This is a genomic window from Nocardia sp. NPDC051787 (assembly GCF_040681325.1).
Classification (GTDB): Bacteria; Actinomycetota; Actinomycetes; order Mycobacteriales; family Mycobacteriaceae; genus Nocardia.
Genome location: NZ_JBFAYO010000010.1, coordinates 40,014 through 58,342, shown reverse-complemented (window position 1 = coordinate 58,342; position 18,329 = coordinate 40,014). Strand labels below are relative to the sequence as shown.

At 69.8% G+C, this 18,329-nt stretch carries 17 protein-coding genes; 4 read left to right on the top strand and 13 right to left on the bottom strand.

The window, feature by feature from the left end; genetic code table 11:
• Positions 1–4 precede the first annotated feature (4 nt).
• From hisD to AB0M45_RS12995, 6 genes are all read right to left on the bottom strand, one after another.
• Positions 5–1,342, bottom strand: coding sequence for a histidinol dehydrogenase (gene hisD / locus AB0M45_RS13020; RefSeq protein WP_364326984.1), 1,338 nt, complete (start codon positions 1,340–1,342; stop codon positions 5–7).
• A 132-nt stretch (positions 1,343–1,474) separates the two neighbouring features.
• Entirely contained in the window at positions 1,475–3,079 is a 1,605-nt protein-coding gene (locus tag AB0M45_RS13015) for a protein kinase (protein ID WP_364326981.1), read from the bottom strand.
• A 100-nt stretch (positions 3,080–3,179) separates the two neighbouring features.
• Positions 3,180–4,931: a penicillin-binding transpeptidase domain-containing protein gene (locus AB0M45_RS13010; RefSeq protein WP_364326978.1), complete on the bottom strand. Its 1,752-nt coding sequence runs from the start codon at positions 4,929–4,931 to the stop codon at positions 3,180–3,182.
• Positions 4,932–5,095: 164 nt separating this feature from the next.
• Positions 5,096–5,962, bottom strand: coding sequence for an arylamine N-acetyltransferase (locus AB0M45_RS13005; protein WP_364326975.1), 867 nt, complete (start codon positions 5,960–5,962; stop codon positions 5,096–5,098).
• A gap of 187 nt (positions 5,963–6,149) precedes the next feature.
• A complete protein-coding gene (locus AB0M45_RS13000; RefSeq protein WP_364326972.1) occupies positions 6,150–7,025 on the bottom strand; it encodes a prolyl oligopeptidase family serine peptidase in 876 nt (291 codons plus the stop codon).
• A 283-nt stretch (positions 7,026–7,308) separates the two neighbouring features.
• Positions 7,309–8,016 carry a ubiquinone/menaquinone biosynthesis methyltransferase gene (locus AB0M45_RS12995; RefSeq protein WP_364326969.1) on the bottom strand — a complete coding sequence of 236 codons (708 nt, stop codon included), beginning with the start codon at positions 8,014–8,016 and terminating at the stop codon, positions 7,309–7,311.
• Positions 8,017–8,068: 52 nt separating this feature from the next.
• On the opposite strand from AB0M45_RS12995, the gene AB0M45_RS12990 reads away from it, so the two are divergent.
• Positions 8,069–9,247: a winged helix DNA-binding domain-containing protein gene (locus tag AB0M45_RS12990; RefSeq protein ID WP_364326966.1), complete on the top strand. Its 1,179-nt coding sequence runs from the start codon at positions 8,069–8,071 to the stop codon at positions 9,245–9,247.
• Between the two features lie 117 nt (positions 9,248–9,364).
• Positions 9,365–10,003: a GNAT family N-acetyltransferase gene (locus AB0M45_RS12985; RefSeq protein ID WP_364326963.1), complete on the top strand. Its 639-nt coding sequence runs from the start codon at positions 9,365–9,367 to the stop codon at positions 10,001–10,003.
• 288 nt (positions 10,004–10,291) lie between these two features.
• Here AB0M45_RS12985 and nadC read toward each other — a convergent pair whose 3' ends face one another.
• The 3 genes from nadC to nadA all read right to left on the bottom strand — a co-directional run bounded on the left by nadC (position 10,292) and on the right by nadA (position 13,945).
• On the bottom strand, positions 10,292–11,152 hold the full coding sequence (gene nadC / locus AB0M45_RS12980; RefSeq protein WP_364326960.1) for a carboxylating nicotinate-nucleotide diphosphorylase: 861 nt from the start codon (positions 11,150–11,152) through the stop codon (positions 10,292–10,294).
• A 62-nt stretch (positions 11,153–11,214) separates the two neighbouring features.
• Complete coding sequence (locus tag AB0M45_RS12975; protein ID WP_364326957.1) at positions 11,215–12,786, bottom strand: L-aspartate oxidase; 1,572 nt, start codon at positions 12,784–12,786, stop codon at positions 11,215–11,217.
• A gap of 115 nt (positions 12,787–12,901) precedes the next feature.
• Positions 12,902–13,945 (bottom strand): quinolinate synthase NadA, encoded by a 1,044-nt coding sequence (gene nadA, locus AB0M45_RS12970; RefSeq protein ID WP_364326954.1) that lies wholly within the window; start codon positions 13,943–13,945, stop codon positions 12,902–12,904.
• Positions 13,946–14,022: 77 nt separating this feature from the next.
• Here nadA and AB0M45_RS12965 point away from each other — a divergent pair, with 77 nt between their 5' ends.
• Positions 14,023–14,781, top strand: a complete 759-nt coding sequence (locus AB0M45_RS12965) for an NUDIX domain-containing protein (protein WP_364326951.1) — start codon at positions 14,023–14,025, stop codon at positions 14,779–14,781.
• A 209-nt stretch (positions 14,782–14,990) separates the two neighbouring features.
• The gene (locus tag AB0M45_RS12960; protein ID WP_364326948.1) at positions 14,991–15,644 is read left to right on the top strand and encodes a Uma2 family endonuclease; all 654 of its coding nucleotides are present in this window, start codon (positions 14,991–14,993) and stop codon (positions 15,642–15,644) included.
• On the opposite strand, the gene AB0M45_RS12955 is transcribed toward AB0M45_RS12960, so the two are convergent.
• The 4 genes from AB0M45_RS12955 to bioB are packed head-to-tail and all read right to left on the bottom strand — an operon-like array spanning position 15,638 to position 18,272.
• On the bottom strand, positions 15,638–16,294 hold the full coding sequence (locus tag AB0M45_RS12955; RefSeq protein WP_364326945.1) for an AAA family ATPase: 657 nt from the start codon (positions 16,292–16,294) through the stop codon (positions 15,638–15,640). The two genes, AB0M45_RS12960 and AB0M45_RS12955, sit on opposite strands and share 7 nt — an antisense overlap.
• Before the next feature lie 40 nt (positions 16,295–16,334).
• Positions 16,335–16,994, bottom strand: a complete 660-nt coding sequence (locus tag AB0M45_RS12950) for a DUF2567 domain-containing protein (protein WP_364326942.1) — start codon at positions 16,992–16,994, stop codon at positions 16,335–16,337.
• A gap of 2 nt (positions 16,995–16,996) precedes the next feature.
• Positions 16,997–17,224, bottom strand: coding sequence for a hypothetical protein (locus tag AB0M45_RS12945; RefSeq protein ID WP_364326939.1), 228 nt, complete (start codon positions 17,222–17,224; stop codon positions 16,997–16,999).
• A gap of 34 nt (positions 17,225–17,258) precedes the next feature.
• Positions 17,259–18,272 (bottom strand): biotin synthase BioB, encoded by a 1,014-nt coding sequence (gene bioB / locus AB0M45_RS12940; RefSeq protein WP_364326936.1) that lies wholly within the window; start codon positions 18,270–18,272, stop codon positions 17,259–17,261.
• Positions 18,273–18,329 lie beyond the last annotated feature (57 nt).

Here is an 18,329-nt window from a genome sequence, read left to right as displayed (position 1 = left end):
CCCGTCACGACAGCGCCTCGAAGCGCGCCTGCACCGCTTGGCCGTGCGCGGGCAGGTCCTCGGCGTTGGCCAGCGCCACCACGTGACCGGCGACATCCTTCAGCGCCGCCTCGGTGTACTCCACGACGTGGATGCCGCGCAGGAAGGTCTGCACGCTCAAGCCCGACGAGTGCCGCGCGCAGCCCGCCGTGGGCAGCACGTGATTGGAACCCGCGCAGTAGTCGCCGAGGCTGACCGGCGCGTACGCGCCGACGAACACCGCCCCCGCGCTGCGCACCCTGGCCGCGATCGCGCGCGCGTCGGCGGTCTGGATCTCCAAGTGCTCGGCGGCGTAGGCGTTCACCACGCGCAGACCCTGCTCGATGTCGTCGACCAGGACCGTGCCGGACTGCTTGCCGCGCAACGCCTCGCTGACCCGGTGGGCGTGCTTGACCACGGTCAGCTGCGCGTTCAGCGTCGCGTCCACCGCGTCGGCCAGCTGCTCGCTGTCGGTGACCAGCACGCTGGCGGCCAGCACGTCGTGCTCGGCCTGACTGATCAGGTCGGCGGCCACGTGCACCGGATCGGCGGTTGCGTCGGCGAGGATCGCGATCTCGGTGGGGCCCGCCTCGGCGTCGATGCCGACCAGGCCGCGGCACAGCCGCTTGGCCGCGGTGACGTAGATGTTGCCGGGGCCGGTGATCAGGTCGACCGGCTCCAGCTGTGTGCCGTCGGTGTCGACGCCGCCGTAGGACAGCAGCGCGACGCCCTGAGCGCCGCCGACCGCCCACACCTCGTCGACCTCGAGCAGCCGCGCGGCCGCCAGGATGGTCGGGTGCGGCAGCCCACCGAACTGCGCCTGCGGTGGCGAGGCCACCACCAGCGAGCCGACACCCGCGGTCTGCGCGGGCACCACGTTCATCACGACGCTGGACGGGTAGACGGCGTTACCGCCCGGCACGTACAGACCGACCCGCTCCACCGGCACCCAGCGCTCGGTGACCGTGCCGCCGGGAACCACCTCGGTGGTCTTGTCGGTGCGCCGCTGATCGGCGTGTACCTTGCGCGCCCTGGCGATGGACTCCTCCAGCGCCGCGCGCACCGCCGGGTCCAGCCGGTCCAGCGCGGCGTCCAGCTCGGCGGCGGGCACCCGCACCGTGGCCGGGATCACGCCGTCGAACCGCTCGCTGAACTCCAACGCCGCCGACACACCCTGGTCGCGGATCGCCTCGACCACCGGACGCACCTGATGCAGCACCGAGTCCACGTCGACTCCCCCGCGGGGCAGCGCGGCGCGCAGCTCGGCAACGGAGGGAGTACGACCGCGCAGATCGACGCGGGCGAGCTCGATGCGGGTTGTCATGTGGTGTCGGTTCCTTGTCTCCAGCTGATTCCGCAACAGGAAAGTTGCAGCTCCAGCCTAATCGACGCGGCCGGACGCCGATCCGGGCCACAGGCGCCGCCGGGCCGAGCGCGGACGCGAGGCGGCCGATGCCTAGCGGGTATCGCTATCGATGAGCAGACGCCCACCCGAGCTGATCACGCGCAGCGTCAGACCCTTGGTCTGGCCCTCGATGGTGAGGCTGGCCAGTCGCATGTCGACCGACCCGTCGTCGTTGTTCGTCCGCCTGGCCGCCTCGATGGTGGCGAAGGTGTCGATGGTCCGCGCCCCCCAGTACTGCCGGAAACCCTGTTCGTTGCCGTAGACCTTCTGCGCGGCGGGCGTGAGTAGCGTCCATGAAGCACTCGGATCGCTGTAGAACTGCTCGATCAGGCCGCCGGCCGCCCCGATCTCGACCCGCTCTCCCGAGCTCGGGGTGCGGCCGAGTTCGGCGGCGACGGTCGAGGTCGAACCGGGTTTCGTCGTCGCGGTCGCCGATGGCGGGCTCGCCTGCGGACTCGGCGAGTCACCACCGGACTGGCTGAACGCGCTGATCAGCAGCGCCGAGACGGCGGCGACCGCGCCCACCAGCGCGCCGATCAGCACCGCGCGCCGTTTGCCACCCGACCGCCGCTCGGGCAACGGACGCGGCTGCGCCATGGTCGGCGGATGCGCCGCGGTGTCGTACTGGGCGGGCGGGCGCGACGGTGCGGGACGCGGACGCCGCTCGGTCGGCGTGTAGGGCGCCGAGGACATCGCCGACGGTCGCAGCGCGCGGGTGGCCGATTCCGACTCCCCCGCTCCCGGCCGGGCGAAAGCCTCACTGGCCGGAACGAATCCGGCGGCCACCGGCGCGGGACCGGCGTCGGCGAACGCGGCCAGGTGCTGTCTGGCCACCCGCATGCTCGGGCGCTCGGACGGTTCGGGGCTGAGCAGGTCGAGCAGGAAATCCGTGGCGGGACCGGCGTTGCGCGGCTCGCTCACCTGACCGTTGGCGGCGGCGTAGAGCACCGCGAGCGGATTGGAGCCCCCACCGTAGGGCGGTTCGCCCTCCAGCGCGTGAAACAGCGTGGCGCCCAGCGCGAACACGTCGGACGCGGGCGTCGGATCGGCGCCGCGAGCCATCTCCGGTGCGAGGTAGGCGGCGGTGCCGCAGATCAGTCCGGTCTCGGTGAGCGTGACGTCGCCGGTCGCGCGGGAAATGCCGAAGTCGGTGATCTTCACCGTGCCGTGGTCGTCGAGCAGGATGTTGCCCGGCTTCACGTCGCGGTGCACGATGCCCGCCTGATGCGCGGCGATCAGCGCCGAGGCGACCTGCTCGCCGATCCGCGCGACCTGGGTCAGCGGCAGCGTGCCCTGGGCGGCGATCACCGCGGCGAGGCTCTTGGACTTCAGGTACTCCATCACCAGGCAGGGGTCGCCCTCGTGCTCGGTGATGTCGAACACGACGATCGCGTTCGGATGCTGGAAGCGGGCGGCGTTGCGGGCCTCCCGGATGGCGCGCTGACGCACCACGTCCCGTTCGGCCTCGGGCAGGCTCGGCTGGATGTGGATCTGCTTGACGGCCACGGAGCGCTGGAGGCGTTCGTCGACGGCACGCCAGACCACGCCCGTGCCGCCGCTACCAATCCGCTCGACCAGGCGGTAATGCTCCGCGATCAACTGACCGGTATCGATGGCGCCTACTCCGAACCTTCTCGAAATCGTGACATCCCGCATATTGATAACTTCACGCGGTCCGGGGATGAGTGTAGCGGGCGCCGGAATACTCGCACGCGTCAGCCGGGCCATGTTCCGGGCCCAAATCGCCCGAAACGGACTATCGCGCCGCGCGCAACATCCGCCCCGCGGCCTCCACCGCGGGAGCCGAACCGCTCGCGTCACTGACGAAGGCCGCGAAGGCCAGGTCACCGTCGATGCCGACGAACCAACCGTGCGCGTGGGTGTCATCGATGTACTCCGCGGTTCCGGTCTTCCCGAGCAGTCCGGGAATATCGCGCAGCTGGGTCGCCGTGCCGGCGGTGATCGTCTCGCGCATCATGGATTTCAGCTGGTCGGCCACGGTCGGCGGCAGCGCGTCCGGCGTCCGGTCCTGGGTACCGGGCCGCCCCGCGACGAGGGTTGGCGCCGGCACGGCATCGCGGGCGATCGAGGCGGCGACCAGTGCCATGCCGAACGGCGAGGCTGTCACTTGCCCTTGACCGATCGCCGACTCCACCCGCAAGGCGGAAGTGCCGGCTGGTGGCACTTTCCCGGTGACAGTTGTCAGGCCCGGTGTGACGTAGTCGATTCCCAGCCCCAGCTGTGCCGCCGCTTTCGTCAGGGCGTCGGCGGGCAGATTCACCGCGAGCGCGCCCATCGTCGTGTTGCAGGAACGCGCGAAAGCGATGTGCAGCGGCACCGTGCCCAAATCGAAATTGTTGTCGTTGGGGATGCGGCGCCCCTCGATGTTCGCGGTGCCGGGGCAGGCCACCTGGGTATCGGGTGTGACCGTGCCCGCCTGCAGCGCGGCGGAGACGGTCACCGTCTTGAACGTCGAGCCGGGCGGGTACAGGCCGGTCAAGGCGATCGGGCCCTGCGCGTCGGCGGCGGCGTTCTGCGCGATCGCGACCACGTCGCCGGTCGAAGGTCGCAGGGCGACGATCGCGGCGGGCTGCGCGATCGGCGCGAGCTCCGCCTCCGCCGCGCGCTGCAGGCCGAGGTCGAGGGTGGTCACGATGTCGGTGGTGGGCGTCGCGTCCTTCCCGGCCACGCGCTGGGTGCCCTCCGGCGTCTGGGCGCGCACCGCCCAACCCGCGTTCGCGTCGGCCGATTCCTGCCACAACTCGGCGAGCCCGGACAGGGTCGGTGCGGCCAGCGCTTTATCGGTCGTCAGCAATCGGGTCTGCGGCGCGAGGGTGACACCCGGCAACGCGGCAAGCCGATCCCGGATCGGAGCGATATCCGCCTCGCGTAGCGTGATCGCGGTGACCGGCTTTCCTTGCGCCTGGACCAGTTCCGTGTGCAGCGACTGCGTGGTGAGGCCGGATGCGAGCGGACCGAGCAGGTCCGCCACCGCCGCCAGATCGGCGCCAGGGGCGATATTCACCAGCGTGACGACCTGCTCGGTCAGCAACTCGCCACCGGCGGAATCGAGAACCCGGGCCGGTTTCGGATAGACCCGGCTGTAGCTCAACGGCCCCGAAGCCAGGCCGGGGGCGAGGGTAGCCGGATCCCACTTCACCTTCCACCCCGCACCGCTGTCGCTCGCGGTGCCGTTGGTGGTGTAGGTCCACTCGGTCGTGCCGCCCTCACCCAGCTTCCAGGTCGCGGCCAGCGCGAAGCCGTTGTCGTCGGCTGAGCTGACCGCGAAGCGCACATCCTTGCCGAGCCCGTCGTAGAGCCTGCCGAGCGTGTCGGACGCAGCGGCCGGATTATCGGTGAGCGCGGCGGCCGCGGCGATGTCGTCGCGATTGAGCGCCTCGGCGAACTGCCCGGCCACGGCGTCGGGCTGGTCCGGTCCGGACGAGCAGGCGGCGAGCACGAGCACTGGTGCGGCGAACAGGACGAGAGAGTTCCGGTTGGTACGCACGCCTCCGACACTATCGGGCCGGGGCGCGCCGACGGCGTAGGCGGGCGCCTCGCCTTCGGTAGGCCCGGCGCAGACTGCGTCCGCCGGCGCCGGTAATGCGGCTGCTCGAGTTTTCGCCCGGCCCGGCACAGGCCCGGAACGGACCAGGTCCGCCGGGCATGGTGTCAGCTGCGCACCCAGGGTGCCTCGGCCAACGCGGCGGCGTCGGCGTCGGCGAGCTCGATGTCGAACACCTCGGCGAGGATCTTGGGCAGCTCGGCGGGTTCCAACTCCCGTGTGTCGCTCGTTCCGTCGGGATACTCGGTGACGAACGTGGTGCCGTCCAGCACATGATGCACGTCCGGGTGAAAGCGCTGCGCGTACGGCCGTGTGGTGAAAGGCGAACGCGGCGACGTGGACACGAAATGATTGCCGACGGCGTAGTCGATGCGGTATTGCGGGTTCAGGGTGAAACTGTAGCGATCGACCCAGCCTTCCCGGCCGAATTGGTGCAGCACCCACAGGTCGGAATCCAGCTCGCCGAGCGTGCGTTCCAGGCGGAACCTCCATTCCCCCGCGGTGAATTCGCCGGTCTCCGTGGACAACTCGAAGGGCACGAGCGGACCGGCGCCGAAACCCACATCGCAGAGCCAGACACGGTCGTCATCGGCGGTCGTCACCCGCAGCAGGGCGTGGGTGGCGGGCCGCAACCCCGCGCCCGCGCCCATGCTCACCCGGCCGCTGAGGCCGGTGACGCCGAAGCCGATCCGCTCCAGCGCCGCCGCGAACAGTCCGACGTTCTCGTAGCAGTAGCCGCCGCGGCGGCGCCGGACGAGCTTGTCTTGCAACGTCGCGAGGTCCAGCTCGATCGTGCGGCCGAGAATGATCTCCAGGTTCTCGAACGGGATCGCGGTGGTGTGCGCCCGCACCAGCTCGTGCAGCGTCGCCACGGTGGGGGCGCGCTCGCCGTCGAAGCCGATCCGAGCCAGGTAAGCGTCCAGGTCGAGATCGGCGCCGTTCCAGTGGAAGGCCGGGTCGGTCGGCTTCGTCATCAAGTCCTCACTTCGTCGTTGGTCTCCCCGTGATCAACCGCTCGACACCGCGATCATGTTCCCGCGCTCGCCGCACGCCGCGCACGTGGCGCCGGCCGGCGTAGTGACGACGCGGTGCGCGAGGTCGACGACGCAGTCGGATCCGGGCCGTCGACCGCCCCCGCCGCGATCATGTTCCGGCGCTTGTCTACGCCGCGCACTTGGCGCCCGGCGGCGCGGAAGGAGCGGTGACGACCCCGTGTGCGACGTCCACCACATAGTCGCGATCCGAGCCGTCGACCGGCTCCGCGCCGAGCAGCAGACGCTCTACGACGCAGCCGCCCTCGAAGAAAGCCGGACCGACGCTGTGATCGCCGGGAACCACCCGCCCGGTCAGATCGCGGCCGGTGACGACGGTGTACATCGAGGTGGGTTTGCCCGCGGCCAGAAGCCCGGCGCGCATCTGCACGCTCGTGGCGTAAGGCACCACGTCGTCGGCGGTGCCGTGGACGAGAAACGCGCGCCGCACGTCCATGCGGTTCGCCAGCAGCACGGGCGAACGCTCGGCGTAGGCCAACGGGCAGGCGGCCGGAGGACAACCACCCGCATCGCGCTCGATCTGCCCCGGCAGGGCCGGATCCACCGCCGCCGCACCCAGCCACATGGTGAAATCGTCGGCGGGACCGTAGTTGTCCACCCAATAGTCGAACATCCCGCGCGGACCGTGCGCCACCGCGAGACCGCTCGTGATACCGCCCTGGCTCCAGCCCCACAGCACGGTCCGCGTGATGGCGGGATGGGCCTGCTGATACCACGCGGTCGCGGCGACGATGTCGCGCCACCCCGCCCACAGGTTCCATTCTCCGGGACGCCACACGCTCTCCGCCGACCGCAGGTCCATCGACAGAATCGGGGTCCCGGTACGCCGCGCGATCGAGGCGAGATAGTCAGCGAAGTCGGCCGAGGACCCGTCGTGCCCGTGCACGGCGACCACGAGGGCCTGCGCTGTCATGTCACCTGCAGCACAGAGGTAGGGCTCATAGACGCGGCCGGTCGCGTTCTCCCCGTCGACGCTCAGCGTCACGGGCCGGACCACTACGCCTGCCGAACAGCCGGGTTCCGCCGAAACAGGATGCGCCGCACTGCTCATCGTTGCGAACAAGCTGGAGAGAACACAGCACACGAACACCGGATACCAGCGCCTCATGTCCGAATCATGGCACGCATCGTGACTCCCACCGACCCGGCTCTTGCGGGGGCATGACGGGAACGGTGACCACGGCGGGATGCGGTCCCGGACTCACGCCGACGACCAGCACGATCTGGCCGGTCGCATCACCCGGCAGCGGCTCGGCGCGTAGATCTCATCAACTCGGCTTGGTGGCCCACAGGATGACGTTGGTGCCGAAGAACTTCTTGCTCCACCCGATGTCCTGAAAACCGAGTCCGCTCAGAACATCGGCGACCTGTTCTGGTGAATCGAAGGCCAGCGTGCTGGATTCGAGATAGGTGTACGACGACCGGTCGCGAGCCACCACCTGCCCCAGCAGCGGAACGATGAGGCGCATTCCCCACTCCACGACCGGCTTCACCGGGCCGCTCGGTGGGCACGTTTCGAGTATGACGATCCGCCCGCCGGGCTTGAGCACTCGGTGCTGTTCACGCAGCACTCCGGCCAGGTCTTCGACGTTCCGGAGCAGATAGCCTTCGGTAACCCCGTCGAAAAACTCGTCCTCGAACGGCAAACCGGCTGCATCCGCGTGGCGCCATCGAACCGCGTCCGCCCCGGGCTTGGTCATTGCACGAGTCAGCATCTGGTCCGAGAAATCGACACCTGTCACGGTCACGGCGGGGTACCTCCGTGCCGCCTCCAAGGCGATCACACCTGTCCCCGTGGCGATATCCAAGAGCTGTCCACCCGCGGGCGGTGCGACACGCTCGGCGACTTCACGGCACCATCGTTCATGGCGGCCGAGCGTCATGACGAAGTTCATCCGATCGTAGTACCCGGCGACCTTTTCGAAGATCCCGTGTACTTCAGAGCCTTTGCCATGAGCTAGTCGGTCACTTGTCATCTCGCGGACCTCTCTGGTCGGTACATTTCCCACTCAACGCTACGATTCGCCTATGCGTTCGATGGATGCCGCCGAGCGGCGCGCTCGGTTGGCGGTGCGGCACCGGCTCGCGACGCCGGAACGGTCCGCCGGGGTCGCCGAGATCGCCAGGTCGATGGTGGCGCTGCACGCGACCGATCCGGCCACCGTCTTCCTTTCGGTCGCGGCCCGCGGCGACGGTCTCACTCCAGCGGATGTCGAGCAGGCGCTCTACCAGGACCGGGCCCTGCTGCGCATGCTGGCGATGCGCCGCACAATGTTCGTCGCGCCGGTGGACCTGGTCCCGATTCTGCAAGCGGCGTGCGCGGATGCGCTGGCGCACAAGCAGCGTCGCACCTACGGCAAGTACCTCGCGCAGGAGGGCGTCGGCGACGGCGACGTGCAGGGCTGGCTCGCCGAGGTGGAAGCCGAGACGCACAAAGCGTTGCTGGAGCGGGGATCGGCGACTGGCGCGCAGTTGAGCAAGGATGTCCCCAGGCTGCGCACCCAGGTGAACCCCGCGCCGGACAAGTCGTATTCGAAACCGACGAACATCACCACCTGGGTGCTGGTGACGCTTGGCTGTGAAGGCCGCATCGTGCGCGGCAGGCCGAACGGCAGCTGGGCCAGTAGCCAATACACCTGGGCGCCGATCGAATCGTGGTTGCCGGAGGGTGTCGCCGCCGTGCCCGCCGCCGCGGCCCGCGTCGAGCTGGTCCGGCGCTGGTTGCGCGCCTTCGGACCCGCGCCGGTGTCCGACATCAAGTGGTGGACCGGCTGGACGCTCGGCGAGGTCCGCGCGGCGCTCGGCGCGCTCGATCTGGTCGAAGTCGACGTGAACGGCGTCACCGGCGTGCTGCTCGCCGACGATCTCGAGTCCGTCGTCGCGCCGGAACCGTGGGCGGCGCTACTGCCCGCGCTCGACCCGACCCCGATGGGCTGGCAGGGGCGGGACTGGTTTCTCGGCCCGCACGGACCGAGCCTGTTCGACCGCAACGGCAATATCGGCCCCACGGTCTGGTGGGACGGGCGCATCGTCGGCGGCTGGGCGCAGCGCAAGGACGGCGAGATCGTCTACCGGCTGCTCGAGGACGTCGGGGCGGACGCGGAATCGCTGATCGCCGCGGAATCGCAGCGGGTCACGGACTGGTTCGGCGACGTGCGCGCCGTTCCGCGGTTCCGGACGCCGCTGGAACGCGAACTCACCGCCTGATCACCACCCGACACCTTCGCGGCCGGGTCCCTCGCTCCGCGCGGACAACACGGGCCTCGCGCGTCGGCGAGCCCGGGCGCACCATCCGGTCCACTGCCGGCGGGTAGCTTGGGCGGCATGGAGATTCGCGGGTTCGCCGACGGCGATCGAGCCGCCCTGCGTGAATTGTTCGTTCGAGCGGGCGCCGATTCGCCGACCGAGTCGCTCTGGGGCCACCCGGAATCCGAGGCGGCGGTATACCTCGAGCCGTACCTGGATCTGGAACCGGAATCGCTGTTCGTCGCGGAGTCTCGAGGCACGCTGGTCGGATATCTCACCGGCTGCGTGGACAGTTCGGCATTTCCCAGCGAGAGCGAGCGCATGGACCAGGCCATCCGCCGCTATCGCCCGATGTTCCGCCGCCGATCCGCGGCATTCTTCGCGCGCAGCCTCGCCGACGTCGCGGGCGCGGCGATCCGCAGGGCACCGATGGCCGGGGACTTCCGCGGCGACCGCTGGCCGAGCCACCTGCACATCAACGTCGCACCGGAAGCCAGGGGCATCGGCGCCGCCGACCGCCTGATGGCGCGCTGGTTCGAACGCCTCACCGAGGCCGGATCACCCGGCTGTCACCTGCAAACGCTGGTCGAAAACGGCCGGGCGGTGCGGTTTTTCGAGCGCATGGGATTCACTTCCCACGGCCCGGAGCCGCTGGTACCCGGCCTGCGCTACCGCGGGGCACGTGTCCACCAACGCACGATGGTGCGCGACACCTGACGCCGGGTGGCGCCATGAGCCGCCACACAGCCCGCACGCGCGGCGGGCGGGTACTTCGCCCAAGATGCCGAGCTCGTCACCGTCGGCTGGGATCACCGTTGCAGCGACGAGCAGACCCGCTGCCGCACCGAGGTACTCGAACTGGCCGCGGCGTGTCCGTGCTTCTGGCCGGAGCCGCTTGCGGTATTGCGCCGACCGTTCCGGGACGCGACTCGGTGGGCAGCGCGGGGAGTCGTAAACCGTTACCAGCGAGCTCGTCTGCGCGGATAACTTCGCGCGCCTGCCCGCCTACATGTCCAAGCCGAGGTCGAGGACGCGCACCGAGTGGGTGAGCGCGCCGACGGCGAGGTAGTCGACGCCGGTGCGGGCGTAGTCGGCGGCCACGTCGAGACTCAGGCCGCCGGAGGATTCCAGCTTGGTTCGCGGTGCCGTGGCGTTGCGGCGTTGCACGGCGGCCTGGGTCTGCCAGAGCGGGAAGTTGTCCAGCAGGACAAGTTCCACGTTCTCGGCGAGCACGGCGTCGAGCTGGTCGAGGCTGTCGACCTCGACCTCACAGGGGATGCCGGGGGCGGCGGCGCGGACCGCGCGCAGCGCCTCGACCACCGATCCCGCGGCGACCACATGGTTGTCCTTGATCAGCGCGGCGTCGCCGAGGCCCATACGGTGATTCACGCCGCCGCCGACGCGGACGGCGTACTTCTGCAGCGCGCGCAGTCCGGGCAGCGTCTTGCGGCTGTCCCGGATGCGGCACCGGGTGCCGGCGACCGCGTCGACCCAGGCGGCCGTGGCGGTGGCGATGCCGGAGAGATGGCAGACCAGGTTGAGCATGGTGCGCTCCGCGGTGAGCAGGCCGCGGGTCGGTGCGACCACGGTCAGCACGGACTGTCCCGGTGTCACCCGGCTTCCGTCGGCCACGCGGTCGGTGACCTCGTACTCGCCCGCGCCGATCACCTCGTCGAGCACGAGCAGCCCGGCGTCGAGTCCCGCGACGGTCCCCGGCTGCCGCGATACCACCGACGCCTTCACGACCGCGTCGGCGGGCACGGTGGCCACCGTGGTGACATCCGGGCCGTAGCGCAGATCCTCGTCCAGCGCCGCGCGGATGATCCGCAGTATCTCGTCACGATCCAGACCGGCGTCCAGCGCCATCGGAGCGCTCCTCTCTCGCCGAGCGGGACACGATGGATCCGGGACGCGCGCGGCGGCTGTGTTCAGGAAATGGGTGAAGGGTGTTCGGGGGCGCCGTCGTCGTTCAACCGGATCGGAAGGTCACGGCGGAGTCCGTCCACCAGGTCCGGGTGATCCGAGCGGGTGTGACAGCCACGGCTTTCGGTGCGGGCGAGGGCGGCCGATAGCAGGGTGCGCGCCGCCAGGGTCAGCGCAGCGTCCTCGATCCTGGCGATCGGGTGTGCGGCGCCGGTGAGCGTGTCGCGCCGGGAGACCACGTCGTCGAGCCGTTTGAGCGCTTCGGCGAGACCGGCGCCATCACGGACCACAGAGGCGTGCGTGGTCATCAAGCGCTGCACGATGTCGCGATCGGCATGCTCGGCGACGCGAACCGGGATTTCGGCAACGTTCACCCGCTCGCCGAGCCGCTCGGCCGCGGCGGCTCCGGCGCGCTCGCCGACCACCAAACCCTCGAGCAAGCTGTTGGAGGCCAGCCGGTTCGCCCCGTGCAGGCCGGTGCGCGCGACCTCACCCGCCGCGTACAGGCCGGGCACTCCGCTGCGGCCGTGGGTATCGGTGACGACCCCGCCGCACTGATAGTGCGCGGCGGGCGCGACCGGGATCAGGTCCGTACGCGGATCGATGCCCGCGGCCAGGCAGGAGGCGGTAATCGTCGGAAACCGTTGCGGGAAGTGCTCGATCGAGCGCGCGTCGAGGTAGACGTGCTCGGTGCCCAGCGCCCGCATGCGCGCGGCGATGGCGCGCGAGACCACGTCGCGCGGCGCGAGGTCGCCACGCGGATGCAACCCGTCGGTCACCGAATTTCCCTCGGTGTCGACGAGTCTCGCGCCTTCACCACGAACCGCCTCGCTGATCAGCGGCCTGCGCCCCACCCCGCCCGGGGTGTAGAGCACCGTCGGGTGGAACTGCACGAACTCGAGATCGGCGACCGTGGCACCGGCCCACAGCGCAAGCGCGACGCCGTCGGCGGTGGCGCCCGGCGGGTTGGTGCTCAGCGCGTACAACTGGCCGAGCCCGCCGGTGGCCAGCAGCACCGCGGGCGCGTGGACGACGCCGAATCCCTTCTCCGACACCGCGACGACACCCTGGACGCCGCCGCGCCCGGTGACGATCTGCCCCACCGCGGTCCCGAACAGCACCGGCAGACCGGCCTCGTTCAGCGCCCGCTGCACCTCGGCGCCGGTCGCGTCGCCGCCGGCGTGGATGATCCGGCGGGCGCTGTGGCCGCCTTCCCTGGTCCGGGATATCTGACCGTCCCGGCCGAGGTCGAATACCGCGCCGAGGTCGGTCAGCGCGGCCACCGCGGCTCGGCCGCCCTCGACGATGGAGCGCACGGCGTCCACGTCACACAGCCCCGCGCCCGCTTCCACGGTGTCGTGCACGTGCGACTCGACCGAATCGCCATGCGGTGCCGCAACCGCGATACCGCCCTGGGCGTACTGGGTGGACGTGTCCGTCGGCCCGCCCTTGCTGAGCGTCAGCACCCGCAGGCCACGCAGTGACGCGGTGCGCGCCGCGGTCAGCCCGGCGACGCCGCCGCCGATCACGACCAGGTCCGCCTCGGCCTCCCAGTCGATCGAAAACCGGGATGTCATCGGCCCGTGCCTCTCTGTCCTCCGACCCGCGAATCAGCCGGTCGCCCAGGCGGATTCGCGGTGGCCAGCGCTTGCGCCACCGCGTTCCGCCGGAGACCGACCGCCCCGAAGAAACTCATTCACCGCCGCCGGGATTGCCGATCGCGATCATCCGCTGCACCGAATTGCGGCCCAGCGCAGCGGTTTCCGGATCGACATGGACCTCGTCACTGCCCTCGACCAGACAGCGCAACAGTGCTGCCGGGGTGATCATCTTCATGTACTTGCACGAGGCGCGGTCGTTCACGGCCTGGAAGTCGATACCGGGCGCGGCCTTGCGCAGCTGGTGCAGCATGCCGACCTCGGTGGCCACCAGCACCTGGTTCGACTTCGCCGCCTTGGCCGCGTCGATCATGCCGCCGGTGGACAGGATGTGCACCCGCTCGGCCGGGAACGCGCCCTCGCCCGCCAGGTACAGCGCCGAGGTGGCGCAACCGCATTCGGGGTGCACGAACAGCTCCGCGTCCGGGTGGGTGCGCGCCTGCTCGGTCAGCTCGTCACCGTTGATGCCGGCGTGCACGTGGCACTCGCCCGCCCAGATGTGCATGTTCGCCCGTCCGGTGACCCGCTTGACGTGCGCGCCGAGGAACTGGTCCGGCAGGAACAGCACCTCGCGGTCCGAATCGATCGAGGCGACCACGTCCACGGCGTTGGACGAGGTGCAGCAGATGTCGGTGAGCGCCTTCACCTCCGCGGTGGTGTTCACGTACGAGACGACCACCGCGTTCGGGTGCTCGGCTTTCCAGGCGCGCAGTTCGTCGGCGGTGATGGAGTCCGCGAGCGAGCATCCGGCGCGCTGGTCCGGGATGAGGACGGTCTTGGCCGGGCTGAGGATCTTGGCCGTCTCGGCCATGAAGTGCACGCCGCAGAACACGATTGTGTCCTCCGGCGCCTCCGCCGCGATCCGGGACAACGCCAGCGAGTCGCCGACGTGGTCGGCCACGTCCTGGATCTCCGGTAGCTGATAGTTGTGCGCGAGAATGGTCGCGTTGCGCTCCCTGGCCAGTCGCTTGACCTCCTGCGCCCATTCCGGCGTCGCCTCGACTCCGGCGAACCCCGCGGGTCCGTCGAACACCTGCCCCATCAGCGGGGGCGCCAGTTTCGCACCCGTCGTCGCCATGGATGGCTCCCTTCCTCGTGCGGTCGGCTACCCCGCCGATTCGCACCAAACCAGGTTTTCGACTTATAATCGAAAACGTGCCCCATGGTAGCACCATCCACGAATCGCTCACCGCGGTGTTCCAGGTTCGTCGCTTCCCCGCAGATATCACCGCAGGTAGAAGTCCCGCGGACGGCCCGGAAGGCATGCTGCGACGTTGCCCACCCGACCAGCGGACCGAACTGGCGGTGTTGCTGTGGGAACGCGCGCTCGACCCGCAGAAGGGCACCTGGTCGCTGCCCGGCGGCCGGCTCGGCGACGACGAGGACCTCGACACCTCCGCGCGCCGCCAGCTCGCCGAGAAGGTCGACGTGCGCGAGCTGGCCCATCTCGAACAGCTCTCGGTGTTCAGCGCCCCCGACCGGGTGCCGAGCCCGCGGCGCATCGCCTCGGCCTACCTCGGCCTCGTGCCGCTCACCGCCGACCCGCGGCTACCGTCGGACACCGCCTGGCATCCGGTCTCCGCCCTGCCGGACATGTCCTTCGACCACCGCACCGTGGTGGACCACGCCCGCACCCGCCTGGCCGCGAAACTGTCCTACACCAACATCGCCTTCGCACTCGCCCCCGACCGGTTCACGATGTCCACTTTGCGCGAAATTTATTGCGCCGCACTCGGATACGACGTAGACACCACAAATCTCCAACGAGTCCTCACCCGCCGCAAAGTGATCACACCCACCGGCGCCACCGCCACACCCGGCCGCGCGGGCGGCCGCCCCGCCGCCGTCTACCGCTTCACCGACTCCGGTCTACGCGTCACGGACGAATTCGCGGCCCTGCGCCCACCGAGCTGAGCACCGCCCACTGTGCGACGGTTTGCCGCTGCACCGACCCTGCACAGGTTCGGCCCGTCGTCAGAACCGGCGTGAAACCCCGTGCCGTATGAACCATCCTCCTCGATCTCGTCCCGGCACACGGCGGGGCAACCGATCGTGCGGGCGAGGCCGTGGGCAAGTCCGGTCGGCGAAGCTCTTCTGGGCCCTATCCGACTACCATGAGCGGCATGTCGACGCCGCGAGTAGATCGGCCGGAGCTTCCCGAGTACATGACCTGGGAGGAGCTCGAGCGGCTCCCGGAGGACATCGCGTCCCAGATCGAGCTCTGGGACGGCCGTGTCGTCTGGGTCCGGCGCGGCCCCTTCGAGCACCAGCAGTACACCGGGCTGTTCTGGACCGCGCTGCGCCGATGCGTCCAGCAAACCATGTCCGGGCAGCCGGAGCAGTGCTGGCAGGTCGGCATGGAGACGAACGTCTTTCTCCGAGCCGACGAGAAGTCCGATTTCGTAACGCCGGATTTCTTGGTTTTCCGTTGCCTCGAATCCGATTATCAGGACATCCGCGCGAGTGATGTCCTGATCGCGGGCGAAGTACTGTCGCCGTCGAACACGCAGCGAGACATCGAAGCCAAGAAGGCCCGATACGCCGACGGGGGTATCCCGTGGTACTGGGAGGTCAGGCTGGCACGCGATCCGCGCGGAATCGACATAGTCCGCGCCTACGCACTGGAGACAGGCCACGGCCGACTTCCGGCCGGGGTCCGACCGCTGCACCCGACGAACTACATCCTGGCCGACGAGTGGACCCCGGCAACCACCGACGGCATCACCATCGACTTCCCGTTTCCCATCCACATTCCGTGGTCCGACCTCGCCTACTGACAGCCTCCCGTGCTGTCCGTCCGTTCAGCTTCATGATCAGTGGCACATGGCTGCGGCATTTCGCGAGAAGGGCCCTCGCTCATGTGCCGTTGATCATGAATCGTGTCGCTCCAGTGGCTGCTGTTGACGAAATCGACGATCGCGGTGAGGGTCGGGCGGTAGCCGGATGTCGTGTCGATCTCGAGGGGCGGCGCGTCGAGTGTGACTCGCTGGAACGCGGCAGGTGCCCAGATGGGGCGTTGCGGATCGGAATGGGCACGGCGTCGCGGATCGTTCTTGCGGCGCTGGTCGATTCGCGCCGCGGCGAGGGCGGGGTCGACCATGCAGTGGATGACGCGCAGGTGGGCGTGGGCTTGCAGGGGCGTCAGACCCGGACGCCACAGCCGGTCTTGGAAGGCGGCTTCGGCTACGACCGTGACGCCTGCCCGGAGCAGCAGTTCCAGCGTCTGGAAGAACACCGGCAGGGTGCGCAGATTCAGCTGGTCCTCGGGGCCGGATGTGAAATCCGGTGTCGCGTGGACCATTCCCTCCTTGATCTCGTCGCGGCAGACAGCCGGGCAGCCGATGGCGTGGGCGAGAGCGTGGGCCAGCGTCGTCTTGCCGGAACCGGGTGGGCCGCTGACGACCACGAGTGTGGGAAGCCCATGCATAGCTGTTCGACAGTCCTTCACCGTCACCTGTGGCAACGCGTCAGTGCCGTGGGTGGGACGCGGGCAGCGAATGTCCGTCGGCGGCAGGCTCGTAGCCGCGATAGGGCAACTCTGCCCCGTGCGCGGCGTCACCATAGGGCGTGAAAGTGCCTGCAGTATCGAAGGATTCGCCCTTGCGCCGGCCGCGGCCGGTACCGAGGTCTTCCGATGTGTTCAGCGCGGCGAGTAACAGCAGGACGAACGACGCGATCAGTGGCTGCACGATCAGCGCGAGCGCACTGCCCACCTCGATGGGCAGTGCGACGATCTGGCCGACCGGCGGATCGTGCGGGCGCGGATGCAGCCATTCGGCGGCCTGTTCGCCGACTCGCGCCAGCACCGCCGCGCCCACGCCGGAGCCGATCAGCACACCGATCTGCAGCAGCGGGCCGCGCGCGGAGCGCCACCGCCACGCGGCCAGGGCCGACAGCAGACCGAGCACCGCCCCTGCGAGCACGAACAGCGCCAAGGCGTCGAACCGGTGCGCGCTTTCGCCGGGCAGCGCGACACCGCGGCCCGGCTCGACCACGAGCAGCCGCTCGGTGGGCGCCAGCAGCGCCCATCCGACACCGCCGATCGCGCTCGCCGCCACGACCGCCACGGCGACCAGCGCCGCCGCACGCACCTCGCTCCGCAGCCCGCCCGGGGACGGCACCGTCACCACTAGCGGCGTTCCAGATCGGCGGAGAGCAGCACGCCGTGCCGGGAGCATTTCGCCCACCAGCCGTCCGGGCTGACCTGCACGATCATGCGGCGACCGCACTGCTCGCAGAAGCGCGGCGGCTCCAGGCCCAGCGCGGCGGCCGCCGGGATCGCGTCGTCGAGTCCCGGCACGATCCGCTTGCCGGTGAACGGGTTGTAGCGCTCGTCCATGTCCATGACAGTACCCATGGTCGTGGCCTCTTTCCTCGCAACCGAGCCGGGGTCAGAGCGTTTCGTTGAGCGCCTTGATCGGCATCTTCAGCTCGCCGAGCAGGTCCAGATCCTGCTCGGCGGGGCGGCCGAGGGTGGTCAGGTAATTGCCGACGATCACGGCGTTGATGCCGCCCAGAATGCCCTTCTTGGCGCCGAGATCGCCCAGGGTGATCTCCCGGCCGCCGGCGAAGCGCAGCATGGTGCGCGGCAGCGCGAGCCGGAACGCGGCGACGGCGCGCAGCGCGTCGGCGGCGGGCAGCACCTCGAGGTCGCCGAACGGCGTCCCCGGGCGCGGGTTGAGGAAGTTCAGCGGCACCTCGTCCGGCTCGAGCTCGGCCAGGTTCGCGGCGAATTCGGCACGCTGCTCCAGGGTTTCGCCCATGCCGAGGATGCCGCCGCAGCACACCTCCATGCCCGCTTCGCGCACCATGCGCAGGGTGTCCCAGCGCTCTTCCCAGGTGTGCGTGGTGACCACGTTCGGGAAGTAGGAGCGGGATGTCTCCAGGTTGTGGTTGTAGCGGTGCACGCCCATCGCGGCCAGCTGGCCGACCTGCTCCTGGGTGAGCATGCCCAGCGAGCAGGCGACCTGGATGTCGACCTCGTTGCGGATCGCCTCGACACCCGCGGCGACCTGGGCCATCAGGCGCTCGTCCGGGCCGCGTACGGCGGCCACGATGCAGAACTCGGTGGCGCCGGTCTTCGCAGTCTGCTTGGCGGCCTCCACCAGGCTGGGGATATCCAGCCACGCGGCGCGCACCGGCGACTGGAACAGGCCCGACTGCGAGCAGAAGTGGCAGTCCTCGGGGCAGCCGCCGGTCTTCAGGCTGATGATGCCCTCGACCTCGACCTCGGGGCCGCACCACTTCATCCGCACCTCGTGGGCCAGGGCGAGCAGCTCCTCCAGCCGGTCGTCACCCAGACGCAGTACCTCCAGGGTCTGTTCCTGGTTCAGCCCCTCGCCGCGCTCTAGCACCTGCTCGCGGGCGATCGACAGGATGTTGGTGTCTACCGGTGCCTGGGTCACTGCACGAATCCCTTCGTCCGGCCGAGGTGGCCGTGCAACTTGAACGGTGTTCAGGCT